Source organism: Halodesulfovibrio marinisediminis DSM 17456 (assembly GCF_900129975.1).
Lineage (GTDB): Bacteria > Desulfobacterota > Desulfovibrionia > Desulfovibrionales > Desulfovibrionaceae > Halodesulfovibrio > Halodesulfovibrio marinisediminis.
Genome location: NZ_FSRG01000008.1, coordinates 25,571 through 51,264, shown reverse-complemented (window position 1 = coordinate 51,264; position 25,694 = coordinate 25,571). Strand labels below are relative to the sequence as shown.

The window sequence follows — 25,694 nt, the reverse complement described above, 5'->3', positions numbered from 1 at the left end:
GCAACGTGCTGATCTCGCGAATAAAAGTTTTAGGAGATTCTTAAGAAGCCCTTTTTCAAAAGGGTTCTTAAGCCGCCGGAGGCAAGCCCCGCAGGGTCGCCGAAGGCAATGTACAAATCGAAATTACTTTTTCAGCCCACAGGTTTCTTTAAACTCTTTAGCGTAGCGTTCGCCTTCTGAGTAGAGGCAGCCGCAGTATTGCTGACGATATACGCCCCAGTCTTTGGAGGTTTCGATGCCCTCTTTCCAGCCGGTGCGGAAGTCGCGGTACAGAAACTTGGTTTTGCCGCCTTGTGTCATATCTTCCCCGAGTTTTTTGATTTCTTCATGCTTTTGCATTCTGGAGTAGAGCAGGGTTGTGGTCACGTAGTCGAAGTTTCCTTTGCGCCCAATGGAGAACGTGCGTTCCATACGCATGGCGTAGCAGTGGAAACAACGGTTTTCTTCTCTGTAGCACATGGCACGGAACCATTTTTGCGGGTCGTATTCCTGGTCACGCATGATGACCTTGATGTTGAACCGCTCGGCTACTTCGAGTGCTCCTTCACGTCGACGCAGGTATTCCTTTGTCGGGTGAATGTTAGGGTTGTAGAAGAATCCGGTTACTTCCAGTCCTTCGCTTTGCAACTCCTTGATCGTAGTTATGGAACAAGGGCCGCAGCACATGTGCAGGAGTACACGACTCATTATTATGCCTTGGCGATTTTAATCTCGATGGTAACCTTGTAGGTTTTTTCCAGTTCGAGAAGACGTTCGCGTTTTTGGTTAAGCATGTACATGGCAAGTTCGCGCTCAACTTCGAGTTCGTACTTAGCGGATGCATCTTTGTTGTGACGCAGGCGTCGCAGCAGGTCTTTAAGGGTCTGCAGAGACTGCCATTCCATATTTCGGCGTGAACCGGAGCCGTTACAGCATGGACAGACTTCCGTGCTGATGGACAGCGCAGAAGACCCAAGGCGCTGACGCACAATCTGGAGCAGGCCGAAACGGCTCATTTTGCCAACATCGTGGCGCGCGCGGTCAAGCTTCATGGCATTGCGGAGTGTTTTTTCAACTTCGCGCCAGTGGTTACGGTCGCGCATTTCAATAAAGTCGATAACAATCTGACCACCGATGTCACGCAGTTTAAGCTGCTGTGCAATGGTCTGGGCTGCTTCCATGTTGGTTTTAAGCGCCATGGATTCGAAATTTGTTTTCCCTGCAATTTTACCGGAGTTGATGTCGATAGCCATGAGTGCCTCTGTCTGGTCGAATACCAGACGTCCGCCAGATGGCAGCACAACTTCGCGGGAGTAAATTTGTTCAAGCTGTTTTTGCAGGTTGAAGCGTTCCCACATGGAGAGTTCCGGCTGGTTATGGATTTTTACCTGAAGCCCGCGGCGAGGGAATACGAGTCCTGCAAACTCTTCCACTGCTTCTGCGGTGCCTTCATCATCAATCCATACTTCGCCTACTTCATCTGTGAGATAGTCACGTACTGCGCGTGTTGCGAGGTCGCGTTCACGGTAGAGAAGTGAAGGAGACTCTTCCGTGGTGGCTTTTCTGCGTACATCTTTCCACATTCTTTTGAGGAATCGTAAGTCGCGAAGCAGGGATGTCTTAGGCTGTCCCATGCTGACTGTACGGACAATTACACCGAGGTCTTCACCCGGTTTCTGCTCATCAAAGATTGCTTTCAAGCGTGCACGTTCTTTTTCGTCGTCTACTTTACGGGAAACGCCGATTTGTTCGCGTCCCGGTGTAAGTACGAGGAAACGGCCGGGAATGGAGAGGTACGAGGTAAGAAACGCACCTTTGGTTCCGGTAGGTTCTTTAACAACCTGCACCAGAATTTCTTGTCCGGCTTTAAGAACTTTTTGAATTGGAGGGTATTTTTTACCCTTGGTAGGATCATGCGGTGCAAGGAAATATTCCGGATGTACTTCATCAATCTGAAGAAAGCCGTTTTTTTCTGCACCGTATGAAATGAATGCGGCTTGCAAGTTTGTGTCTATGTTGTTGATAACACCCTTGTAGATATTACCTTTAGTTTTCTGCTGATGCACCATTTCAACATAGTACTCCTGTACTATGCCTTCTTCGGCGAGCAAAACTTCAACCTGTTCGCCCGGCAAGGTGCTGATAAACATCTTACGCTTGCCTTTGCGTGGTCTGACCATTGTGAGTCCTTTAAAAATCCTTTCCGAATGCTGTCGGGGCATTCGGACTACTGGCAGGAGTAGAAGGGCTCATCTGTGTTGAGCGTTGCAGTGCGGTCTGGCTCTGACTTGTAAATGGCGCCTTCATGCTCCAGTGTGTCCAGTGCTCCTAGGACGTTGGATAGAGGAAGGGTGAGAGCAATCGCAAGCTGCGAAGGTGTCTGCGGTCTGCGTGTGAGAGACTCCAGAACACGTTCTTTTACGGCTGACCGGTCTTGTTCCGGCAAGTCCGCAAAGTTTCCAGTGGCAGGCTGCGAGGCAGCCGCTGGGGGTGCGTTTTCCTGTGTAGCGCGTTGGTGGCTGGCTGAGCCATTGGCATCAAATCGAGTTACGCATTCAGAGAGTGCGTTTTGCCATTCTTTGCGTACGTCTGGGGCAACAGCTTTTGCCAAGGAAAAGGCACCGGGTCTGGATAATGTTGTTACATCAACACGATGAGGCTGTAACCGAGTTACATACTCCTTGAGCAGGGTGAGATTCTCTTGTGAATCGTTAATGCCCTGCGACAGTAATATTTCTAGAAAAATTTTGCCGCTGTAGTTTTTGCTGAACTCAATAAGGCATTCAGCAATGTGTGCGGCGTTAACCCCCCCGCAGGGGCGATTCAATTTCGCAAATTCTTTATCTACAAGTGAATCCAGAGAAGGAAGCACGGCATCTGCTTCCCTAAGCGCCTGTTGCACTTCAGGATTACACAAGAGGGTACTATTAGTGAGAACAGCTACAGGGACAGAAGGAAGAATCTGTTTGCAGCCTTTAATTATGATGTCTAATTCACTGTTTAGACACGGCTCCCCTGAGCCTCCCAGAGTAACGTAATCAGGCAAGTTATTGCTATGCTCGTCGCGCCAACGACGTAATTCATTCAGCAGGTCTTCAGCTGGAACATATGGCTTCCGGGTCAAAGTCAATTCTTCTGTTCTGCCTACTTCGCAGTAGAGGCAGTCCATGGAGCAGATTCGATCTCCGAGGAGGTCGAGGCCGAGAGAATGACCGAGTCTTCCTGAATACACCGGACCAAAAATATATGTAAACTTCATGGCAATTATGTTCCGCACTCTGGTAGGATTAGTTATTATACGTACAGGCAGCACAAAAAGACAGCTATTATTTCAATCAAAAAAAGCCGTTAGTCGGCAGGTTTGGCATAAAAACCTTAAAAACCTTGAATTTTTAAGATGAGGCTGTCTCTTGACAGGTACCATATATATAAGTAGGGCGTTGCTCCAACCACGGAGGAAAAAAATTATGATTAAGCAAGGCGAATTGGTTCTGCTTGTTGGCCCGCGCGGAAAACGCGTTATGCGTCGTGCAGAACTCGGTAATGATATACATGGCAATGACGGCATTCTTAAAATGGAAGACATCATGGCTGCCGGTTACGGCAGTGTTGTTTTTACCCATAAAGAAAAGCCATACCGCGTGCAACGCCCTTCGTTGCACGATCTTGTGAAAGGCGTCAAGCGTCAGACACAGGTTATCTATCCAAAAGATATTGGCTACATTTGTATGAAGCTTGGTGTAGGTAACGGTTCTAAAATTATTGAAGCAGGTTCCGGTTCCGGTAGCCTCACTCTTGCTATGAGCTGGTTTGCTGGTGAAAAGGGTGAAATTCACACTCACGAAGCCCGTGAAGAGTTCATGAAGCTTGCTCGTCGTAACCTCGACTGGGCAGGTGTTGGTCAGAACGTAACCCTGTACAACCATAACATCGAAAACGGCTTTCTCGTTGATGATGCCGATGCACTTTTCCTTGATGTTCGTGATCCTTGGGAATACGTAAAATTTATTCCGGGTGCGGTTAAAGCTGGCGCAATGGTTGGCTTCCTCGTTCCTACTGTAGATCAGGTTTCCAGCCTTCTTACCGAATTGGAAAAAGGTCCTTTTGACGAAGTTGAAGTATCTGAGCTTCTCGTTCGTAACTGGAAACCAGTGCCGGATCGTCTGCGTCCAAACGATCGTATGGTTGCACACACCGGTTTCCTTATTTTTGCGCGCCATCAGGAAGGTCTTGAAGCTCTCGAAGGCCACAAATACGTTGGCACCCGTGAACGTAAGCAGGAAGCGGCACGTAAAGAACGTCTTGCAGCAGCAAAAGAAGAATCTGCAGAATAAGCGTTAGCTAAGCAGTTATGCTCCCTTGGTGAGTTTTTGGCACACAGAAAAACTCTGAGATTTTTCGTAGAAAACGTCTTTTGATTTTTTTATGAAAAAACTTATAGGATTTCCTCTGAGGTGAAATGCTGCCGATTCAAATAGATTTGAAATCCCGACTTGTTACGAGTCGGGATTTTTTTTTTATTCCTCACAAAAGGAAAAAAGGTTGCACATATTGTTTCATGTGGTATCTTCTTGAAATATATGTAGAAAATATAAAAAACTTGATTTTCTATCCAAACTTCTGTAAGGTTGGGGGTTAGTTCCGCATAAAAATTTCTTGTATGGAGAATTCACATGACCCGTAAAGACCGTACAGAAGGCATATATAGCCGACGTGAAGTGCTCGACGAAAGCGAACGTCGTCAATTTTACCTTATCCAGCTTAAAGACCTTCTTACCTACGCATACCGCTACTCAGAAGACGTTAAAAAACGTTTTGACCGTGCTCAGTTTCAGGTAGAAAAGTTTAAGTCTCTTTCCGATCTTAAACACATTCCTATCCTTAAGAAGAAAGAACTTATCTTCTTGCAGTCCATGGGCCCTCGCCTTGGTGGTCTTCTCACCAAAGACCTTGGCGAACTGAAGCGTGTTTTCCTTTCCCCTGGTCCAATTTTTGACCCAGAAGATCGCACTGATGATTACTGGGGTTACACCGAAGGTTTCTATTCTGCCGGTTTCCGTCCGGGTGACGTAGCGCAGATTACCTTTAACTACCATCTTGCACCTGCTGGCCTCATGTTTGAAGAGCCACTGCGTAACCTCGGCTGTGCAACTGTACCTGCTGGCCCAGGTAATGCTGCAACTCAGCTGGAAATCATGCAAAAGTTGCGCGTAAGCGGGTATGTTGGAACTCCAAGCTACCTGATGCACCTTGCACAGAAAGCAGAAGAAAAAGGTTTGAACCTGCGTAAAGATCTCTACCTCGAAGTTGCGTTTGTAACAGGTGAGCGTATCTCTGAGAAAATGCGTTCTTCTCTCGAGAAGAAGTTCGACCTTATCATGCGTCAGGGTTACGGCACTGCAGACGTTGGTTGTATCGGTTACGAATGTTACCATAAAACCGGCCTGCACATTGCCAACAGAACTTTTGTTGAAATCTGTCATCCTGATACTGGTATTCCTCTTAAAGACGGCGAAGTTGGTGAAATTGTTGTTACTGCATTCAACAAAACTTACCCGCTTATTCGTCTTGCAACCGGCGACCTCGGTTACATTGACAGATCTCCTTGCCCATGTGGTCGTACCTCTCCGCGTCTCGGCTCCATTGTTGGTCGCGTAGATACCACCGCTCGTATTAAAGGTATGTTCGTTTACCCACATCAGGTTGAACAGGTTATGGCACGCTTTGAGGAAATCAAGCGTTGGCAGATCGAAGTTACCAACCCGGGTGGCATTGACGAAATGACCTTGTACGTTGAAGCAAGCAACTTTAAACGTGGGGATGAACTGCTGCACCAGTTCCGTGAAAAAATTAAACTTCGTCCGGAGCTCAAGGTGCTTACTCCTGGCTCACTGCCTCCGCAGATTCGTCCTATCGAGGACAAAAGGATATGGGATTAACCCTCAGGATTCTTTTTTCTGTAGTGATGATAATGGGTGGTTGCGCTTTGGCGCAACCGCCTCTTTCCCGCGCCGCTCCTGCTCCGTCTGTTCATGAAACAGAGCAAGCCAAATCGGCGACACCTCAACCTGCCAGCCCCCAACCCTCCGAAGGCGAATTTTTTAATGCCAACGGCACAAAAGCTTCCCTTTCAGACGTTCTCGCCCTCGCAAAATCAAGCGACTACATCCTCATAGGCGAAACCCACAACGTTACTTGCGACCACATTGTTCAGGCAAAACTTATTGCTGCACTAGCGGAATCAGACATACGTTTTACTGTGGGCATGGAAATGTTTTCGTTGGATAAGCAGCCGCAGCTTGATGCAGTTAATGCCGGCATTATTTCCCAGGCTGAGTTTCCAGAAAAAGTTGATTGGAAAAACGCATGGGGATTTCCGTATCCTCTCTATGAACCCATTATTGAAAAAATTTATGCGCATAAAATTGAGATCTATGCACTCAATTTTCCTTTTGAAATTGCCAGAAAAATAGGTGACGTGGGGGTAGAGGATCTTACACCGGAAGAGCGTCAATATTTGCCTGAAAATCCTATTCCAGCCATGAAAGAGCAGGAAGAGGAGTTGGCAAAGATTCATGATCACCATGTTGAGCTGATGACAAAGGATAAGAAAAATCCGAAAGCAGCTGAAGTTGCGAAAAAGTCCTTAGCCCATTACCGCAAACGTTTTTTCCTTATCCAGTCGATGTGGGATACTGGTATGGCGGAACAGGCTGTTGCGATACGCAAGAAAACCAATATTCCAATGGTCATTCTGTCCGGTACCGGTCATGTTGAGCATGGCTGGGGGATTGCGTACCGTCTTTCCAAGCTTGATCCTGAAGCAAAGGTACTTTTGATTGTCCCTTGGCGGGATACAAAGCCGCTTGTCGCAGAAAAAGGGCATGTTCAGTTTTATTGTCCACTGACAAAACAAAGCAGACTCGGCTTTACGTTGCGCATGGAAAGTGATGGAGCAACTATTTTAAAGTTGGAAGATTCATCTGTTGCGTACAAAGCAGGCTTCCATGTAGGTGATAAAATCATCAAGGTTGGTGGAATGGACGTTGATTCCATGATGACCCTCCATAGAGCAGGTGTAAAAGCTGCCAAAGAGGGAACAGACATGGTCTTTACAATAATCAGGGGTGGCAAAGAGGAATCAATCTCTATGCCGGTACCGGAACACGCACACTCATCATAATGCCAGAATTACCAGAAGTCGAAACCATTGCCTCCGGTCTGTTACCGATGCTGGCAGATCAGACAATAGAAAAAGTAACCATCCTTAATGACAGCAGTGTGGAAGGTCGATATTTTGCGCTGGAACATTTCGTAGCAGGACGTAAAATTACGCATGTATACAGACGAGGCAAGTTGCTGCTTATGGATCTTTCGATTCCTAAAGAGTATGAAAATGAACTTCCTGTTCCGCGTTCAGAGTATCCTTTGCAGCTTGCATTTCATTTAAAGATGTCTGGTAGATTGTTTGTGTATCCCCATGAAACACCACCAGCACGGCATACACGCATAATTTTTGATTTAAGCAACGGCAATCGTCTGTTCTTTGATGATATGCGTAAGTTCGGTTTTTGCCGTGCGATGGCTCCGTGTGATTTTTTAAATTGGCAGTTTTGGCAGCAGTTGGGACCTGAACCTCTTACTATTAAAACCGAAGATTTTGTTGCTTTGTTCCACTCGCGTAGAACTCGTATTAAGGCTGCGTTGCTTGATCAGAAGGTTCTGGCGGGAATAGGGAATATCTACGCTGACGAATCTCTTTTTAGAGCTGGAATTCGTCCGGATAAGCCCGCGAATGAGATTTCTAAAAAGGATCTTGGGCTGCTGCATGTAAAGATAAAAGAGGTGCTCAAACAGGCTATACTTGAATGTGGTTCGTCCATTCGTGATTATCGCGATGCTCACGGAGACGCCGGTGCGTTTCAGAATAAGTTTCTTGTCTATGGACGTACTGGCCAAGATTGTCGTGTTTGCGGGCAGCCGCTTAAGACTGAAAAAATAGCAGGGCGAACGACTGTATTTTGTGAGAATTGCCAGAAGTAGCCACCCCAAAGAGCGAGTAGTCTCTATTTGAATTCAAAAGCTCCCCCTATTCTTTAGGGGGAGCTTTTATCTTTAGTAAAAGAAAGAGGCAGTCCTGTAGAATGAATTACAGAACTGCCCCGGCGTATGAGGTGTGTATATATGTTTTCCAGCTGCCACTGGAAGAATGTGCTATGGGTGATCTTTAAATTTGTTTTCTGTAGCTTCCGAACCAGAGTGACAAGGAGTGCAGTCTTGCTTGCCTTTAGCGATAGGAGATTCTTTGCCTTTACCGTGACAGGATTCACAGTATTTAACGGAATCTTGTTTGCCGTAGAGGCCTTCAAATTTACCGTCGATTTTTGCGTTCAGAATTTCAATAGCTTTGCGGGAAACATCGGCAGTCAGACGACCACAACGCTCGGAACGAACTTTTGACTTAGCTGGAATTCCGGTGGTGTAAGACCAGCGGGAAACAGAAACGTGGCAGAGAACAGAGTGGCTTACACTTGTTGGAATTTCTTTATTTACAACGATATCTGAAGTAGGTTTGTAGATAGGGAAAGCAGTCTGTTCGTACCAGCGGAATAATTCATCAACCATGGCTTTACGCTCTTTACGACCGTAGAAGAGCGCGAAAGCGGAAGCTGCGCCGAGCAATGCGCCACAGATGGTTGCCCAGTTTGAAATACCGGACTTACCTACTTCCATCATGTGGAATGGAAAATCTTTGTATGGAGCACCGTGCTTTTCTGCCATTTGACCAACGATGGCGTAAAATGCACCGTAACAACAGCCGTAGCCTTTGTGGTAGTAACCGTCGTATCCAAAGCGTTCGCCAATTTTAGGATCAACTTTATGTGGAATCCACTCTGGGGTAACCGCAAAGTTAGATGGTGCTGCAATAGCAGGAAGAGCTGTGGCAACTGCGCCACCCACGATTACTCCTCCAACGCCTGCGATCATCTGGCGACGTGAAATATTTGACATGTTTTGTATCCTCCTCAAGATAACTCAGAACCTTTTTTTTAGCGCACTTCCAATAATACAAAATGCATGCCTGTTAAGGTTTTTTTGTAACATCTTGAATTTTAATGATTGAATGAGTGTGCCGAACGTTTAGGCTGCAAACTGACGTTAACAGTTTGCAGGGGGTGGTGTAACTTCAGGTTACACTTAGGTGACTTTTTTACAGGAAAGCAGATTGAGTTTGCTGAAGTAGGCGTGACGGATATCGATTATCCGTTGTTTTTGCTATGATTTTTGGTATTGGTTGAAAAATAAAGAACTCCCGTGTGCTTTAGAAGCATACGGGAGTTTTTGGTAGTGGAGTTACGTTCTGATTACATGCGTAGTGTAGCCTTGAGTCGCGCAGAGTTCACAAGGGATTCAAGGGCATGCACGATGTCGGGCATAAGTACGTCTGCCGCAAGCAATGCCTTGGTGCTTAGCCCCTCTGGACCGAGGATGGCTATTCCAAGCTCTGCCCGTTCAAGCATGTCTTTATCTACGTTACCGTTGCCTATGGCGCAGACGTTTTCATGACCAAGTTTTTCGATGTATGCTAGCTTTTCGTGAAGTTGGAAGGCACTGCTTACAACTTTTGTTGTGACAGGGAGATGTGCCACTTCCTGAGCAACGTTCTGGTTTGTGTCTGCAGTTACAATATGGACAGTCACTAATTGAGAAAGCATTGAAATTGCAGCTTCTACGCCATTAATAATTTTTCCGTCAAAAGCGATGGTTCCGTTGAAATCCAAAACTAGATGTTCAAATTCCATCGGTTCAAAACCGGGGATTGCAACTTTTAGCATAGAGGCTCCAAGTCGTTTCAGGGCATAAGGCTGATTGATAACACATGCAGCAATGCGAGTATCGTGAACAGCAGGTATAATGTCTAAGCGGAGTAGCCAGATAAGGGAAAGCTAAGATGCAGTGTTCCCGAAAATGTATTCCGCAGTGAAAACAAAATTATTTAGTGGCCTGTGATATTGTATTTTTTGAGTTTGTACTGCAGTAGGCTTTTAGAAATACCTAAAGATTCAGCAGCCTTTACTTGTACAAAGTTACTTCTTGCTAATGCTCTGCGAATAAGTGCAGCTTCGATTTTTTCCAGTGTGTCACTGAGGTCGAGTTGCACAGGCAACAGGTCAACAGCACTCTTTAACTGGCTTTCTTCATCACGAACTTCCGGAGGAAGGTCGTCTACAGTGATATCGGAGCCGGTTCCGAGAACAAGGCAGCGTTCGATAACGTTTTCCAGCTGTCGAATGTTACCTGGCCATTCATAGCCGGAAAGATAGTCTAGAGCTTCAACGGTAAAGTTACGTTCAGTAACATCCTGTTGTTTTGAAATTTTTTCTACAAAGTGGGTTACCAGAAGTGGAATATCTTCGCGGCGTTCACGCAGTGGTGGGATTTGCATGTGAACAACATTGAGTCGGTAGTAAAGGTCTTCACGGAAGTTGCCTTTTTTTACTTCTTCCAGAAGATCTTTGTTTGTTGCAGCAACAATGCGGATGTCCACTTCAATTTCTTCTGTACCGCCTACACGTTCAATGCGTCGTTCTTGAAGTACGCGTAGCAGCTTAACCTGCATATCATGAGACAGTTCTCCGATTTCATCAAGAAAGAGAGTGCCGGAATCAGCGAGTTCGAATCGTCCGCGTTTCATGGCAACAGCGCCTGTAAAGGAACCTTTTTCATGCCCGAAGAGTTCGCTTTCAAGCAAACTTGGGTTTAATGCCATACAGTTTACGCTGACAAATGGTGCTCCCTTACGCGGGGAGGAGAAGTGAATAGCGCGGGCTACAAGTTCTTTACCAGTGCCGGATTCACCTGTGATAAGCACCGTGGACTTACTTGGTGCTGCACGGTCGATAAGGGAAAGAACAGAGCGGATAGCGCTGCTTTTACCGATGATATTGTTACGACCGTATTGAGTTTGGAAATTCTCTGTAAGCAGCTGGTAGTTCTGTCGAGCCTGCGAAAGTTCTACAGCGTTTTGAACAGACAGAAGCAGCTCGTCATTTGAAAACGGCTTAGCAATGTAGTCAAACGCTCCAGTGCGCATAACTTCAACAGCGCTTTGGATGGTGCCAAAAGCTGTCATAATAAGAACCGGAAGACCGGGGTAGTTTTTACGAACATGCTCGAGAACTTCTGCACCGGTGATTTTCGGCATTTTCATGTCGGTAATAACAACGTCAACATCGGATTCTTCTAAAAATGTGAGTGCTGTTTGCGGATCATTGAGAGCAGTGACTTTGTATCCTGCATCAGTGAGAAGTGCTTCGAGAACAAGCAGATAGTTTTTTTCATCGTCCAGAACGAGTAAGTGCTTTTTCTTTTTCATATCTGATTACCTGCCCGGTGTTTTCAGTGGAAATTCCATAGTAACGAGTGCGCCGCCGAGGGGGGATTTGCCGAGTGTCAGTGTGCCGTTGTGGCTTTTGACGATGCTGTTAACGATTGGCAATCCAAGGCCGGTTCCGTTGTCGCGTGTGGTAAAGAACGGGTCGAGCATCTGGCTAAGATGTGCCTTATCAAATCCGCTTCCTGAGTCATGGAATTCCAGTACAGCTGTTTTTCCACGTACACCGCAGATTCGAATTTCTCCTTCACCGTCTAACGCTTGAATGCTGTTTGAAAGAACATTGTATACAGCACGATAGAGTAAGTCGCTATCGCCCTCTATAAAGAATTTTAAATTATAATCCCGTGAGACGGTTATGCCCTTAGATTCAAGCTCGTTTTCCAGGAAACCGAGAGCTTGATTTATAACAAGTGCAAGATCTACTTTATCATGCCGTGCAGGCTTAGGTTTTGCGTAGTCAAGAAAGTCCGTAACAGTCTGGGCAAGGCGTTTCGATTCATCAAAGATGACAGTCAGCATTTTTTTTGTGAAATCGTCAGTGCTGTCTCGTTTGATCATCATTTCTGCGCTGGATGAAATAATGCCAAGTGGGTTGCGTATTTCGTGCGCAATGGATGAAACCATACGCCCCATACCAGCCAACTTTTCATTCTGGTGCAGGTCGTGTTCCAGCTTTTCTTTTTCTTCAAGGCGCTTTGTTAGTACGCGTTCAGCACGTTTGATGATTGAAACAAGGATCGTAAACATCAACATGGATGAGCAAAAGATGGAGACGAAAATAAGACGCTGGAAGCGGATTACGCTCATGTAGTCTTTCGTGATGTCCTGTGTAATTTCAAGAACACCCATAATTGGAAGTTCTTCTGGCTCTTCTCCAAGCTTTCCTTCAAGACGTAACGGGTACGTCGTCCGTAATGTAAAAGAGTCGTCCGGTATTTTAAGCATGAAAAGCGCTTTAACCGGAGATACTTTTGACTCAATTTCAAAACTGTAGGTGTTTTGTTTTACGGCCTTTTGCGCGGCAATACCGGCAATGCTTTTTTTGCCTACATCATCTTTGTTGGTGGAGTAGGACGTAATCTGCTTATTGTCGTAAATACGCAGACCCTTGACGTGTAAACCGTGGATAGTGTTTTGAACGACTTGTTCAAGGCGCGCGTATTGAGTCGGGTTACGGAGCGCAATGCGTCCGTAGCCGATAATGGTAGGAAGTGTGAAACGGCGGAAAATCTGGTGGTTCAGATTTTCCGCCAGTAATAGTGCAAAGTTTTTTTGTTTTTCAATTAAGGTCTTCCGGGCTTGATCCGCAATAAATGTGGACATGAGCAGGCTTGAGATAATGATAACAATGAGCATTGCCCATGAGAGGACTCGAACAAAACCGAATGGCTTTTCGTCCTTGAAGAACCTTAACATTAAACTAGAACTCCTGAATGTCGGGCTCCCTGCCTAAGAAGTGTTCAAGCTGTTTGCTTTCTTCATCATAGCCGGAGGCTCCGAGCCGTGCATTAGCCAGTCGCTTGCCGAGTTCAACATGCGGCTGGTTAAGCGGATTTATTTCAAGCAGCCAGCCTGCAAGCACTGTTGCAGTTTCCAGCAGTGCAATAAGACGTCCGGCTTCTGTTTCTGTAGTTTTACCCACCTTAATTTCTACGAGTGGGGTTTCTGTCTGTGTGAGAGCCATACGTGAACCAAGGGCTTCTGCCTGCAATAAGGTGCCAAATTTTTCACCGCGCAGGTAGTTCCATTTTTCCGGAAGGTCATCGGCAAACGTCATGCCCTCCGGCTGGTTCGGACATGTAAGATAAAGACAGCCTTTATCTCTAGGCCCGCCAAGATACAACTGTTGGGTTGAGTGCTGGTCAGTTACGCCTTTAGCTGGAAGCGGGGTAGAACCTTTTCCGTCTTTACCAAGGCTTTCTGCCCACAGCTGTGCAAACCAGTCCCCGAAAGATGCCCATGTTGGAATATAAGTGAAGAACAAAAGAATATTGTAGTCTTCTTCCATTAGGGTCTTTGCCCATGTTGCAATTTTCCATGAAGGATGATTCTGCAGGGTGTGCTTGCTGCATTCACGCTTACAAAGGCTGTCGCCAACAGACATAGCACCATCAAGCAAAGCTTTCCAGTCAATACCAAGAAAGGCTGCCGGAACAAGCCCTACAGCGCTGAGCACTGAATAACGACCACCAAGATTGTCAGGCACAGGCATAGAGCGCGCGCCTAGTTTGTTCACTTCTTCTCGTAGATAGCCGCTATTGGCATCTGTGATGAGCATGATGTGATCAGTCCAGGCGTCGCCAAGGTGTTGTTTTAACCATTCGCGAACAACAAAGTACTGTGCAATTGTCTCAATTGTTCCGCCGGATTTTGAAATAACAACAACGACTGTTTTTTCAGTAGGTAAACATTTTAGCCATTCTTCAAATGTTCCGGCGTCAACGTTATCTGAAATCCATAAGCGTTTGCCTGTATGGTTAGGCATATCTTGCTCAGGATAAAAGGCACGTTGCAGAGCCCGTGTCCCTAGTGCGCTGCCGCCAATGCCGAGAAGGAGCATGTGGTCAAAAGATTGCAGCCACGGATCATGCTCTAAAAGCTCTTTTTCAAGCTGCTTCCGATAGGGCAGGTTGATAAAAGGCAGTTTGTTATCGTCAAGTTCTTTATACAGGTGCGTGGCGAGTTCTTCGCAGCGGGCAGCATGCCTCTGCTCGTCTTTTTGGGAAAGACGCCCGTTCCACGCACTAGTCCAGTCGAGTGTATTCGTGGTCATAAAGTATTACCCCGCTTCATTCAGATGACAATTAGGTTGCCTGGTTAACAAAAGGCAGTAGGCTGTATGATGAAGCGTAGGGAAAAAGTGAAAAGCTCAATATGATATTTATGTTACCCGAAAAGAATTCGAGCAATTTTGTTTAGAGACTCTTCGAGTGTCTTTTCATCCACGGCGTAGGAAATACGGATACAGTTATCATCGCCGAAAGCAGCACCCGGTACTAATGCAACACCGGCTTCTTCGAGTAGGTATGTACATAATGCAGCAGAGTCCGGATAGGTCTCGTTGTAAAGACGATGTACATCAGGGAAGAGGTAAAATGCTCCCTGCGGTACAGGGCATACGACATTAGGCCACTTACCGATAATGCTCATGGCAAGATCGCGACGTTTGCGGAAGGAAGCACGCATGGTGTCAACCACTTCAAAGCCACCTGTCAGAGCTGCAACAGCACCTTTTTGAGCAAAGGAGCAGACGTTTGAGGTAGATTGTCCTTGAATTTTGCTCATTGCTTTGATCAGATCAACGTGAGCCAAAACGTAACCAATGCGCCAGCCTGTCATTGCAAAACTTTTTGCAAGACCGTTAACGATACATACCTGTTCAGGGTATTTTTCCCACCAAGGAGCAAGAGAGGCGTGCTCTGCTGGTGCGTACACGAGTTGGTCGTAGATTTCGTCGGATATGATAAAGATATTATTGCTGATAGCCCATTCCGCGATAGCATCAATTTCTTCGCGGGAGTAAGCCGCACCAGTCGGGTTGGATGGAGAGTTCAATAGCAGAACTGCGGTCTTGTTGGTACGTACAGCTTCCAGCTGGTCTACTGTAATTTTAAAACCAGCTTCTGCGGAGGCTGCAACTGCCACAGGTACACCTTCTGCGAGCTGTACCATCGGTGGGTAGCTTACCCAGTATGGAGCTGGAATAATTACTTCTTCGCCTGGGTTGATAAGGCTTTGTAACAGGTTGAATAGTGCCTGCTTGCCGCCGTTTGTGATCATAGTGTGTTCAGCACGGGCTGAGGTGCCGTACATGACATTAAAGTAATTTGCTACAGCTGTACGAAGTTCTGGAAGACCCGGTACGGCACCATATCTAGTGAACCCGTCGTCTAAGGCGTGCTTGCATGCGTCGCGAATATAGTCCGGCGTTGGGAAGTCTGGTTCACCAACAGCAAGGCTAACAATTTCTTTACCCTGTGCTTTAAGCTCAAGAGCTTTTGCATTAACAGCCAAGGTAGCAGACGGTTTGAGTTGTGCGATGCGGCTTGAAGTCTTCATGCGTTGCCTCTCTCTAAAATAAAATTTATGCGTATATGGTCGGCGTAGTTATAAGCCAAAAGTATACCGAAGCAGAGAGAGGACACAGTCAGAGTAATGCTGTTGTGTATCCCCTCCGCAATAATTGCTGTTAACTTAATGCATTAAAATGCAGTGGGTTTAAACAATAATTATGATGCTTTCTAGCTTCCTGCGAAGTACCAGTTAACAACACACATGTAAACTTTTAGAACCGGTTTCTTCCTCTAGATTTTTGGCAATCAAACAAAAAAGAATATTGGAATGTAATGTACATACAAGAACCACTTATTTCATATCCTAAGGGATGTATTTCTGGATCCTTTGTCCGTCGTGTAAAACGGTTTAGCGTGGAAATTTTAGTTGAGGGTGAGTCGGTCTGGATCCACTCAAATAATACCGGCTCAATGATGGGGTTGTTAAGGCAGGGATCACCCATTTTAGCCTCTCCTGCTACGAATCCTAATAGAAAGCTAAAGTGGACACAGGAAGCAGTCGGTTTGAATATGCCATCCGGTGTGAAGTGGGTTGGTGTGAACACTCAGGCTCCTAATAAGATGCTCAAAGTTGCTTTTGAAGCTGGAAGATTGCATTGGGCAGAGGGGTATACCGTTTTCAAGAGTGAGGCAAAAGTTGGTGACAGCCGCGCTGATGGAGTATTGAAAACAGAAGATGATTCATTACCACCTCTATGGATTGAGTGTAAAAACGTAACCATGGTGGAAGATGACGTTGCTTGTTTTCCTGACGCGGTGACTGATCGCGGGCGAAAGCACCTTAACAATATGATCAACCTTGTGAAACAAGGGCATCGCGCAGCATTCTTTTATCTTGTTCAGCGTCCAGACGGACATTGTTTTGCTCCGGCTGATGTAATTGACCCGGCGTATGCAGATTTGTTCTATCAGGCTCTTGAACTCGGCGTAGAGGTCTATCCGTACAGGGCAACCGTTACAGAAGCTGGTATTGAGCTTGGCGAATTGCTTCCGGTTAACCCTAAAGCATTTTAATAGGACAGGGCTGTGTAGATTTTATTAAGAGATTGTCTTTGATTTCTGCAAAATACGTCACAGCTGTGAAATTTGAATTCCAACAGTGTCACCTTCTGTAAATATGGCGGTGAAGCTATACGCTGTAAGTTTTGTGTCTTCTACCTGAAGAGAATATTTTACGTAGTGCCCGCCAAACTGCACGCGGGTGATTAGAGCTGTTGAACCTTGCGTCAGAGTAAGTTGTTCCGGTCTAACAATGAAATAGTCTCGGCCTTTAGGGATTGTTGAAGCGGGTAGACTGAGGTTGTTGCATAATTCGGGTGTCAAAATGTTTACTGGACCTAGAAATCGTGCCACTTCAATGGATTTTGGAGAGTTGTAGAGTGCGGATGGATTGTCGAATTGTTCCAGTTTGCCATTGAGCATGATGCCGATTTTGTCTGACATCGCGAAGGCTTCTTCCAGATCGTGGGTAACGCTGACAGTTGTAATACCGAATTCTTTTTGTGTGTCGCGAATAAATTCTGCTGTTTCGAGTTTTAGGTTGCGATCAAGGTTTGCAAATGGCTCGTCTAGCAACAACACTGCCGGATTTACGACCATAGCTCTGGCAATAGCAACTCGTTGCTTTTGCCCTGCTGAAAGTTGCGCAGGGTATTGGTTGCTTTTGTCAGAAAGATGGAAAAACTCAAGAATGGTGTTGACGCGTCTTGTAATTTCAGCAGCAGGCAGTTTTCGGGCTTTTAAGGCAAACGCGGTGTTTTCAGATACTGTAAGGCTCGGAAACAACAGGTAGTCCTGAAACACCATAATGACGGGGTTATCTTTGGATGGTGGTGTTTCAAAGGTGATTAAACCGCTATCTTGTTCTTCGAGCCCAGCGAGGATACGCAGCAGGGTTGTTTTTCCTACTCCAGAAGGGCCGATGAGAGAAACAATGTCTCCTTTGTCCACTGAAAATGAGATACCGGAAATCACAGGCTTTCCGTTATATTTCTTACATAATGAATCTATTGTAAAAACCATTCAATATTGTCCAGATAACGTTCAATTGTTCTAAATGTAGCGTTGTTTTTGAGCACTCGATCTTGTTGTGTGTACTCATACCACGCCATATAGCACCACGATAATCCCCTAAGGATAATTGTTTTTTCCAATATTCCAGTGAGAAGAGAAAGTTCTTCAATGGGGTTTTCTAGACCTGCATGTTCCTTGTATCGTGAAAGGAAATGAAGTCTGTGCTCTTGTGTCGCAATGAAGTCAGTTTTCCATAGCGTTGTTGTAGGAACAATAAAATGCCCAAGATCCTGATAGCGGCTTGAAACAACCGCTTTTTCCCAGTCTACAAGATGTGCCGTGTTGTTTTCTCTGTTAATAATAAAGTTACCGGAATTCACCTCGGTATTTACAATTATCTGGGGTTCTGCCGCAAAGGCAGCTGCATATTCTTCCCCCAGTTTTCTAATTTCATTGCTGTATACTTCAAGTTTATGGCGAATCTCTTTTTTAGGGTGAGCATTGAAGCGTGCAAGTAGTCCGAGTGATTCAGTAACAATGTCGGTAACTGGGTTCTGTTGATATATGAATTTGTTTTGTTCTGGCACTGGCTGTGTATGAACCGTAGCGAAGATTTTGGCGGTATAGTCCAGGTCTTGGGCGTAATCCAGTGGAGTCCCTGAAAGGAATTCCATGAGCAACACACCATGGTTAAAGGCTGGATCAAAATTACCGGCTTTTGCATCATAGAAATATGGAATTGGTGTAACTGAGGAATTTTTAAGTGCGGAAAGTACGTTAAATTCGTATCCGATTTGTTTTGCTCCTAGCCCGAGCTGACTTCCGTGGTTGATGCGGAACACAAAAAATTTTCGATGAAAGGTAGTTTCTTGAGTGGTGGCGGTAACTATCCAGTTTTCATTATATTCACCGGCTGCAAGAAAGGATACGTCTGCAATGCTTCGGCATTTTAGTTTTTCAAGCCAATTGGAAGAGTGCAGGTAGCGGGCAATGATGTTCTTTTTATTCATATGAATTGTTTTGTATTATGTCTGGTTACTGTGTGCGGAATTATAACAGAAAAAGTGGTTAGATGTGAAAAATACATTTATCATGGAAAAGTAGTTGGTTACATTGTGTACTTGTCTAGGAAGATCCCCCCTACTTCTTTTGGTATATATATTCCAACCTTTCTGTAAGTTATTTCCAACATTCGAGTAATAATATGCAAGAAATTCAAAAAGAAGCACTCGTGCAAAAAATGCACGCGGAAGTTGGTCGTTTGAAGCAGGAAGTTGACAGGCTGAGAGAAATTACTAAGCCCGTTGCGCCAGACGACTCTATCGGCAGGCTTTCACGTATGGATAATATTGTGAATATCAGCGTGAATAGGGCAGCGTTATCAAAAGCAGAATCACGATTAGCAGGGCTGGAGTACGTTCTGCGTAATATTGATGATCCAGAGTTCGGCTACTGCATGGAGTGTGGTGCACCAATTCCACATGCTCGTTTGATGGCGATGCCGGGAGCTACGCTGTGTGTTAAGTGCGCAGAATAGAAAAGATATAAAAATGACTATAGCCGCGCATCAGACCCCTCTGATGCGCGGCTATTTATCTGCTGCGGGGACAACAGATTCCTTAGCCAGTGGCATGTACCAAAAGCGAGTTGAACCGGGTACATGGTTACAGCATCTTTTCATCTTGGCTGCACTCCTTTTCCATGAATGGAACAGAAAGCACCGTGAACGGTCTATGGTTAGACTCATTCAGGGGGATTCTTTTCTTATGCCTTTTTTATGCGTTACTAAGATGCCTCTAACTGGGAGAGAGCTGTATAGATCCGTATGATATTTTTTTGATGTAATTTAGCTTAGATAGAATTTAGAGGTGATAACTTATAGATTCGATGTGTCTCGTACGTTTGTTTATGGTAATTTCATGATCAGATTAAAACATTCAAAGTATTTTGGGGGAAAGTACATAATGCTTTATTCTGTTGAAGAAATAGACAAAGAGCATGATCTGTATGAGGCGACTGTGGCAATGCGGTGTGTGGACTTGTATCCGGTTGGGAGAGTTACCCGCTCCTATATTCAGGATGAGTTAGAAGATAGGTGCATCTTACTGGTTGCCTTAAAAAATAGAAAAGTACTTGGATGTGGAAGATTGAGCCTGCAAAGTGAAATCGCAGAGATTTCGCACATTGTAGTTGGAGAGGAATATCGTTTTACAGGCGTTGGCACATCCTTAATGCATAAATTTCTTCAGCGATCAAAAGAGATGGGGGCAAAGAAAATCCATTTGGAGTCTACTCCGGAAGCCGTTCCTTTTTTTAAACGATTCGGTTTTGTGATTGTTGGAAAACCAAAGAAGTTAGAGATTCTTGATTTGCCTGCTCTGGATATGGAGTGCGAACTTTAGATATTTAGCCTTTGAATTGAGTTGGCAAAAAGATAGGAGCTCCCTTTCTCTGTTCAGAAAAGGGGGCCTTTTTTTGTGGCTGGAGTATCTTAAAAAGGAACAAGCATGGATAGTTGTACGGGCTATCCATGCTTGTGGTGTCCCCTCAGAGACCTTAGTTGTGGGAAAGGTCAATGAAGTTCCGTTAGGCGATTTAATTGTGTGTTGGTTTGTGAGACCGCGTACTACATACCATGTTAGCACTTTTCCCCCAAGCACTATCGATGGATTTGGGCAGTTCTAGTGAAGTTTATAATCAAAATAACAGGGGCTAACGATTTTTTGGGCTTTTTTGGCATGATAACGCATAGGGAAGATTAGGAATTATATTTTACAATATCGACTTAGGTCGAGCTCAGCAGAAATCGTTTGAAGAAACTCAGTAGATGTAAATGGAGCTGGGATAAAACGCGCAGCACCGCTGCGCAGAGTATTCATGATGTATCCGAGAGATAGTACTTCACCCATAACAATAACTGGTGTTGCAGCGTTATACGTAGTTTCTTGAAGGATCGACATGAATTCTACTGCCGTCATTTTTTGTGGTGGGGTGTCTTCAATAATCGATTCAGCGACAATGGCATCAAATTTTGAGGCTTCCAATGCAGTGAGAGCAGACGAGAGACTGTCGCAACAGGTGGGAATATAGCCTGTTGCACTAAGAAGCAGTAACAGCCGAACCTGCTCTGCGAGAGAGCTTGTGATGATTAGTATTGATTTCGCCATATGTGTTCCTTCTTTTGTAGAGAAGATAATTATATGGCGTTGTTGCTAACAGGTAAAAGGGTATAGTGTAGATAATAAGCCCCTGATGTTTACCATCAGGGGCTTTTGACGGCTGTCGTAAAGCCTGAAGCGTGAATTCAAAAAAGTCTCTGTGCCCGCTTTAATCGCAGTCAAGAGGGGATCTCACTAGTTGGGAACTAGGAGGGAAGCTCATAAATAATTAAGGTTATTGCAACTCGAAAAAGCGGATTGCATTGTTGCCGCAGGTTGTCCAAAGTTCTTCGACTTCCATATCGAGTTCTTTGGCAATGAACTCTGCTGTAAAGACTGTGTATGCAGGCTCGTTGCGTTTGCCGCGATATGGAACTGGCGTAAGGTACGGGCAGTCGGTTTCAATAAGCATGCGATCTCGCGGAATTACTTTGAGTGCCTCGCGTGCTTCTTCGTTTTTAGGGTAAGTAACCGTGCCAGGAATTGAGAGGTGCCATCCATTTTTAATGATGCGTTCTGCAAGCTCTGCATTGCCGCCGAAGCAGTGCCAGAGTACTGGATAGTCTACAAATCCTTCTGCTTCCAGAACATCAATGGTGTCTTCTGCTGCGTCTCTAGAATGAATAATAACACGGGTGTTGAGCTCTTTTGCAAGATGCAGTTGTTTGATGAAAATGTTCTTCTGTTCTTCGCGTGGGAAGTGATCCCAGTAGTAGTCCAGACCTATTTCGCCGATCCCGCGTAACCTGTTGTCTTCAGAGAAGGCAGCACGCATGGCATCAAGTTCGGCTTCTGTACATTGATCTACGTGACTTGGATGTGTGCCAAGAATAAAGAAAACTTCGTCATGATTTTCAAAGAGATGACGGTTGTTCTTCCATGCCTCGTGTCCGAGGAATACGTTGCAGATGTAGCGTACTCCGGATTCTTTAGCGCGGTCGAGTACCTCTTCGATATCAGAGGAGAAAGGCGGAAGGTCGAGGTGTGCGTGGGATTCTACGCCAGTGTATGGCAGCTTGAGACTTTGTGGCAAAGGTGCCGGTTTGGAATTTTTCTTTTTACCCATTGAAATATATCCTGCTGGAAACTGGCGATGGCCAGTCTTAATGTTCTTCGAGCTGCTGATTATGATAGCCTTGAAGCTGTCTGTCTATAGAAATGAGAAAAGGGTGGAGCATAGGCACCACCCTTTTGTGTTAATGTAGTTTTTGAAACTATGCAGTCTGCTGTTGACGGCGCTCATCAATCAATTCAATTGCACGCTGTGCCAGCAGGGTTACTTCCGGTTTGGAAACCTGCATGTCTGCACCTACGGACTCACCTTTATGGCGGAGTTTATCCGTGATGATTGAAGAGAACAAGATAACTGGTAACTGCTTAAGGACAGGGTCTTCTTTAATTGATTTACAAAGAGAGTGACCGTCCATTGCTGGCATTTCAATGTCTGATACAATTACCTGAACGTAGTCGGTAAGTGGTCTGTTGCTCTGTTCTGCAATGGTCTTGAGCTGACACAGTCTTTCCCACGCTTCTCTGCCGTTGGTATGTGCCTCAACTTGGAAGTTGGCTTTTTCCATCAGGTCGGTGAGCATTTCACGGATAAGGCCGGAGTCGTCTGTGATCAGAGCACGGCGACTTTCGCCGTTTTCCCAGTCGATAGCATCATCGAGTTTGAGTGCAAGATCCGGATTCAGGTTCGCAACAATTTTCTCAAGATCAAGCAAGAAAATGATGCGGTCGTTAATCTTAACAACGCCTGTGATGGACTGGCTGCTTAAATTTGCTACGTAGCCGCTTGGCGGTTCAACCTCTTCCCAGCTGATGCGGTGAATGCGGTTAACGCCGGATACCTGGAATGCGGTACATACGTTGTTGAATTCAGTTACAATAACTTTTGGTGGTTCTGTTTCCTCACGGTGTTTACCAAGCCACATTGAAAGATCCACAAGCGGGATAACCTGTGAACGCAGGTTGAATGCGCCCAAAATGCAGGAATGACCACTTTCAGGAAGTTCTGTTACTGTAGGCATTCTGATAATTTCGAGTACCTTGGCTACGTTTACTCCGTAGTATCCTCGGTAGCTTGTGCCGTCTATTTCGACTTCGTCGAGGAAAAATTCAACAATTTCCAGCTCGTTAGTGCCGGATTCTAAAAGTATGTTTGTCTGCATGTCGTTCTCCGGTGCGTAGTTCTAGTTCGCGCAGACCAGTAAAAGCATTTTTTACAGCTTGGTAAGGAATTCTTCCGTAGCATCAATAACAGAACGCGGGGTTGAAGCACCGGCGGTGAGCCCTACCACTTTCATGCCTTTAAAATCAGAAGCAGAAAGTTCTTCCGATTTTTCAACATGGAAAGTGAGGCACCCTTGTGCACGGGATACATCCGCAAGTCTGCGTGTGTTTCCACTGTTGTAGCCCCCAACAACAACCATTGCATCTACCTCTTGTGCAATTGCAATAGCTTCTTGCTGTCTCTCTCTTGTTGCGTTGCAAATAGTATTAAGTACCTGAAGCCGTTCAGCCAGCTGTGTTTGAAGATACTCATCTATGCGGGCAAATTCCTCTCTGTCCTGTGTAGTCTGCGCAGCGAGGCAATAGTCTATATCGGCAGAAAGTGGAAAATTCTTGAGCTCCTCAAGTGAATTAAACAAAAATGCTCTATCACCAGCGTAACTCATAAGCCCACGCACTTCAGGATGGTCTTTTTCTCCGTATAACAGGAGAAAACATCCTTTGCTGATCATGCTGTGGATACCAAGCTGAGCACGTTTTACTTTGGGGCAGGTTGCATCAACAACATCTTTGCATGCTTTGGTTAATGTTGTTTCGGTTTCTCTCGGTATTCCATGTGCCCGAATAACAACGCGTTCATTTGCATCGGCTTCTTCTGCATTTTTGAGGCAGCGCACATTTTGTTTTTCGTACCGCTCAAGAACTTGTGGATTGTGAATAATCGGTCCCAAAGTCGCAATTTTTGCGTCGTGCTTTTCCACTTCGGCGTCGAGTTTTTCCAACGCCAGTGAAACTCCGAAACAAAAACCAGCTGTTTTGGCTCTACGTACTTCCATGTTTACTCCGATGTATCCTGCATGCTGATGGTTTCTGAGATGCTATCCAGATCAACCGCTTCGCAGCGGGTGAAAAATTCTTCAATAACTGCATCCAGTTCTTCCCAGTCGGTGCATGTGGCAAGTCTCTGACGCAGGGCTTTTGCCCCTTTGAATAACCGCACATACCGTGGAACAAAGGTACGCATTTTAAAGAGTGCGCTGCGCTCATTGGTGTATTCGCGTGCAAGCTCTTTGTGGCGCTGGATGAGGTGCATAGTTTTAAGTGGGTCAGGACGCTTGAGAGTCTCGCCTTTGTAAAGCGTAGTGTACTCGTCAAAAATAGCAGGGTTGCCAATGGCACCTCGTGCAAACATAACAGATGCTGCACCGGTTTCTTTGACGCATCTCACACCATCTTCAGGTTCCAGTAAATCACCACTGGCAATAACAGGGATAGATACAGCGTCTACAATTTCTTTGATGGCAGACCAACGGGCTGTTCCGGAGAAGCCCTGCGCGGCAGTACGCGGGTGCAGGGTTAACCAACCCGCACCGGCATCTTCAAGCCTGAGTGCGAGTTCTTTGAAGACTTCCTGATCAGAATCAACGCCAAGGCGAAACTTAAAGCCGACTTTACCTTTGTCAGCGATGCTGATCATTGCTTTGGCAACTTTTACAGCGTTATCAATGTCGCGCATCATGGAAGATCCGCAACCTTGTTTGAATACTTTGCGGACAGAGCACCCCATGTTCAGGTCAAACCAAGTATAGCCGGCTTTTACCAGTGGCTCCATAGCGTGTGACATGATTTCTGCATCGTTTCCAAAAAGTTGGAAGACGGCAGGAGCTTCTTTTTCTGTTGTCTCAAGTAGCTTATGGGTGTTGTTGCTTTTGTAGTAGAGCCCCTTGGCGCTAACCATTTCAGAGCACACAACAGCTGCACCGAATTCTTTACACAAGAGTCTGAAGCAAAGGTCAGAGTATCCGGCAAGCGGCGCAAGCCAAGGGCGTTCCGGACTGATGTTTAAGCCCGTATTGTCAGTATACTGCATAGATGTAGTACCGTTTTGAAATTTTTTTTATGAGCATGATACAGTCGCGCGGTAACGTGCGTTGCACTCCGGATTATGCGCGCAGATCAAGTCCCCTGCGTTGTGCAGGTATCTCTTTGAAGATTAAAGACAGGATGTCGTGCGCTCCTGCAGGCAGTTCGGAAGTGCCGAGACAGGTACAGTTCGAAGAAGTGGAGGTTGCTCGAGAGGTGTTGTTACCTGCTTTACAATTTTTATCAAGCAGGAGTCGATATGCGAAAGAAACAGGATTGGTGGACAGGTTCATTTGACCCGTTGTGAGAACGTGCTGTGCACCATGTAATATAATACCGGCCGTGACGGTGCAAATATTGTTTTCCGGCTTGGAAATGAGCAGTTCCACACCTCTTCCCGACGGCATTAACCAAGGTATGTACTGAAAGGTACCGTGTCCAGATGCAGTTATCATTTGTTGTACGCTGGAGTGTAGACGCATGACACGGGTGAACTGGTCTAGGGCAGCAGAGGTGCATGTCAAAAAATTGATAAGTGCAGAACGGTATGTCGCAATCGGTTCGTTTTCAGGTGTGGTGAGGGCGTTCCAAAGAGAATTGGATAGCAAGGTGTCAAGCTTATCTCTTTCGGTTAGATATGACCGGATGTAGTCGCGGAGGAAAAAGGAGCCGCGCGGGTCTGTCCCATGTTGTAGCTGACGAAGAAGAATAGAAGGCTCAAGGGAGAGAATAAGAAATTCCATCCACTGTCCTGGTTCAGGCATGGTCTCTACTTGTGCCAGTAGCTCCATATCTCCGATGAGAACCCATGCAAGGCCCTCCTGTTCCACACGAAGCATTCTGCCCTTGAGGAGTTGTCCCACCTTAACTTTGCGCTTGAAGATAGCGCCTCTGCTGGTTGTGGTAGATGGCTGATTGCCGCCGTAAGGATTACTGTTTCGGGAAATACGCATGGTATACCTGACCTGATAGGTGAAG

Annotated in this window: 24 protein-coding genes; 7 read left to right on the top strand and 17 right to left on the bottom strand. The window is 45.7% G+C overall.

Annotated features, from left to right (window positions below; translation table 11 throughout):
• Positions 1–123: 123 nt before the first annotated feature.
• From BUR09_RS15380 to BUR09_RS15370, 3 genes are read right to left on the bottom strand one after another with little or no spacing between them, the layout of a single operon-like run.
• Positions 124–687, bottom strand: coding sequence for an epoxyqueuosine reductase QueH (locus BUR09_RS15380; protein ID WP_074217840.1), 564 nt, complete (start codon positions 685–687; stop codon positions 124–126).
• Positions 688–689: 2 nt separating this feature from the next.
• Positions 690–2,159 (bottom strand): Rne/Rng family ribonuclease, encoded by a 1,470-nt coding sequence (locus BUR09_RS15375; protein WP_074217839.1) that lies wholly within the window; start codon positions 2,157–2,159, stop codon positions 690–692.
• 47 nt (positions 2,160–2,206) lie between these two features.
• Positions 2,207–3,238, bottom strand: a complete 1,032-nt coding sequence (locus BUR09_RS15370) for a radical SAM protein (protein WP_074217838.1) — start codon at positions 3,236–3,238, stop codon at positions 2,207–2,209.
• A 208-nt stretch (positions 3,239–3,446) separates the two neighbouring features.
• Between BUR09_RS15370 and BUR09_RS15365 the strand changes: the two genes are divergently transcribed.
• The 4 genes from BUR09_RS15365 (at position 3,447) to mutM (ending at position 8,022) form a co-directional block, all read left to right on the top strand.
• Positions 3,447–4,313 carry a tRNA (adenine-N1)-methyltransferase gene (locus tag BUR09_RS15365; RefSeq protein WP_074217837.1) on the top strand — a complete coding sequence of 289 codons (867 nt, stop codon included), beginning with the start codon at positions 3,447–3,449 and terminating at the stop codon, positions 4,311–4,313.
• 339 nt (positions 4,314–4,652) lie between these two features.
• Entirely contained in the window at positions 4,653–5,918 is a 1,266-nt protein-coding gene (locus BUR09_RS15360) for a phenylacetate--CoA ligase family protein (RefSeq protein ID WP_074217836.1), read from the top strand.
• Complete coding sequence (locus BUR09_RS15355) at positions 5,909–7,162, top strand: ChaN family lipoprotein (RefSeq protein ID WP_074217835.1); 1,254 nt, start codon at positions 5,909–5,911, stop codon at positions 7,160–7,162. The genes BUR09_RS15360 and BUR09_RS15355 overlap by 10 nt, the downstream gene beginning before the upstream one ends.
• On the top strand, positions 7,162–8,022 hold the full coding sequence (gene mutM, locus BUR09_RS15350) for a bifunctional DNA-formamidopyrimidine glycosylase/DNA-(apurinic or apyrimidinic site) lyase (RefSeq protein WP_074217834.1): 861 nt from the start codon (positions 7,162–7,164) through the stop codon (positions 8,020–8,022). The genes BUR09_RS15355 and mutM overlap by 1 nt, the downstream gene beginning before the upstream one ends.
• A 171-nt stretch (positions 8,023–8,193) precedes the next feature.
• Here the strand turns inward: mutM and BUR09_RS15345 are convergent, their stop codons facing one another.
• From BUR09_RS15345 to BUR09_RS15320, 6 genes are all read right to left on the bottom strand, one after another.
• Positions 8,194–8,991, bottom strand: coding sequence for a split-Soret cytochrome c (locus BUR09_RS15345; protein WP_074217833.1), 798 nt, complete (start codon positions 8,989–8,991; stop codon positions 8,194–8,196).
• Positions 8,992–9,344: 353 nt separating this feature from the next.
• Positions 9,345–9,815 carry an HAD family hydrolase gene (locus BUR09_RS15340; RefSeq protein ID WP_074217832.1) on the bottom strand — a complete coding sequence of 157 codons (471 nt, stop codon included), beginning with the start codon at positions 9,813–9,815 and terminating at the stop codon, positions 9,345–9,347.
• A 161-nt stretch (positions 9,816–9,976) separates the two neighbouring features.
• Entirely contained in the window at positions 9,977–11,356 is a 1,380-nt protein-coding gene (locus BUR09_RS15335) for a sigma-54-dependent transcriptional regulator (protein WP_074217831.1), read from the bottom strand.
• A 6-nt stretch (positions 11,357–11,362) separates the two neighbouring features.
• The gene (locus tag BUR09_RS15330; protein WP_074217830.1) at positions 11,363–12,793 is read right to left on the bottom strand and encodes a sensor histidine kinase; all 1,431 of its coding nucleotides are present in this window, start codon (positions 12,791–12,793) and stop codon (positions 11,363–11,365) included.
• Between the two features lie 4 nt (positions 12,794–12,797).
• Positions 12,798–14,150, bottom strand: a complete 1,353-nt coding sequence (locus tag BUR09_RS15325; protein ID WP_074217829.1) for a glucose-6-phosphate isomerase — start codon at positions 14,148–14,150, stop codon at positions 12,798–12,800.
• A 113-nt stretch (positions 14,151–14,263) separates the two neighbouring features.
• Positions 14,264–15,436, bottom strand: coding sequence for a pyridoxal phosphate-dependent aminotransferase (locus tag BUR09_RS15320; RefSeq protein ID WP_074217828.1), 1,173 nt, complete (start codon positions 15,434–15,436; stop codon positions 14,264–14,266).
• Positions 15,437–15,723: 287 nt separating this feature from the next.
• On the opposite strand from BUR09_RS15320, the gene sfsA reads away from it, so the two are divergent.
• Positions 15,724–16,464 (top strand): DNA/RNA nuclease SfsA, encoded by a 741-nt coding sequence (gene sfsA, locus BUR09_RS15315; protein ID WP_074217827.1) that lies wholly within the window; start codon positions 15,724–15,726, stop codon positions 16,462–16,464.
• Between the two features lie 57 nt (positions 16,465–16,521).
• Here the strand turns inward: sfsA and BUR09_RS15310 are convergent, their stop codons facing one another.
• Both BUR09_RS15310 and BUR09_RS15305 read right to left on the bottom strand, forming a co-directional pair.
• Positions 16,522–17,472: an ABC transporter ATP-binding protein gene (locus tag BUR09_RS15310; protein ID WP_074217826.1), complete on the bottom strand. Its 951-nt coding sequence runs from the start codon at positions 17,470–17,472 to the stop codon at positions 16,522–16,524.
• Complete coding sequence (locus tag BUR09_RS15305) at positions 17,457–18,473, bottom strand: phosphotransferase (RefSeq protein WP_074217825.1); 1,017 nt, start codon at positions 18,471–18,473, stop codon at positions 17,457–17,459. The genes BUR09_RS15310 and BUR09_RS15305 overlap by 16 nt, the downstream gene beginning before the upstream one ends.
• Positions 18,474–18,667: 194 nt before the next feature.
• On the opposite strand from BUR09_RS15305, the gene BUR09_RS15300 reads away from it, so the two are divergent.
• Entirely contained in the window at positions 18,668–19,000 is a 333-nt protein-coding gene (locus tag BUR09_RS15300) for a TraR/DksA family transcriptional regulator (RefSeq protein ID WP_074217824.1), read from the top strand.
• Positions 19,001–19,427: 427 nt separating this feature from the next.
• The gene (locus tag BUR09_RS15290; protein ID WP_175566049.1) at positions 19,428–19,865 is read left to right on the top strand and encodes a GNAT family N-acetyltransferase; all 438 of its coding nucleotides are present in this window, start codon (positions 19,428–19,430) and stop codon (positions 19,863–19,865) included.
• A gap of 363 nt (positions 19,866–20,228) precedes the next feature.
• On the opposite strand, the gene BUR09_RS15285 is transcribed toward BUR09_RS15290, so the two are convergent.
• From BUR09_RS15285 to BUR09_RS15260, 6 genes are all read right to left on the bottom strand, one after another.
• Complete coding sequence (locus tag BUR09_RS15285) at positions 20,229–20,630, bottom strand: DNA-binding transcriptional response regulator (RefSeq protein WP_074217821.1); 402 nt, start codon at positions 20,628–20,630, stop codon at positions 20,229–20,231.
• A 226-nt stretch (positions 20,631–20,856) separates the two neighbouring features.
• Positions 20,857–21,687, bottom strand: coding sequence for a TatD family hydrolase (locus BUR09_RS15280; RefSeq protein WP_074217820.1), 831 nt, complete (start codon positions 21,685–21,687; stop codon positions 20,857–20,859).
• A 148-nt stretch (positions 21,688–21,835) separates the two neighbouring features.
• Positions 21,836–22,792, bottom strand: a complete 957-nt coding sequence (locus BUR09_RS15275; protein WP_074217819.1) for a chemotaxis protein — start codon at positions 22,790–22,792, stop codon at positions 21,836–21,838.
• 51 nt (positions 22,793–22,843) lie between these two features.
• On the bottom strand, positions 22,844–23,689 hold the full coding sequence (gene ispH / locus BUR09_RS15270) for a 4-hydroxy-3-methylbut-2-enyl diphosphate reductase (RefSeq protein WP_074217818.1): 846 nt from the start codon (positions 23,687–23,689) through the stop codon (positions 22,844–22,846).
• A gap of 2 nt (positions 23,690–23,691) precedes the next feature.
• Positions 23,692–24,723, bottom strand: a complete 1,032-nt coding sequence (locus tag BUR09_RS15265) for a tRNA dihydrouridine synthase (protein WP_074217817.1) — start codon at positions 24,721–24,723, stop codon at positions 23,692–23,694.
• Between the two features lie 73 nt (positions 24,724–24,796).
• A complete protein-coding gene (locus tag BUR09_RS15260; protein WP_074217816.1) occupies positions 24,797–25,669 on the bottom strand; it encodes a hypothetical protein in 873 nt (290 codons plus the stop codon).
• Between the last annotated feature and the right edge of the window lie 25 nt (positions 25,670–25,694).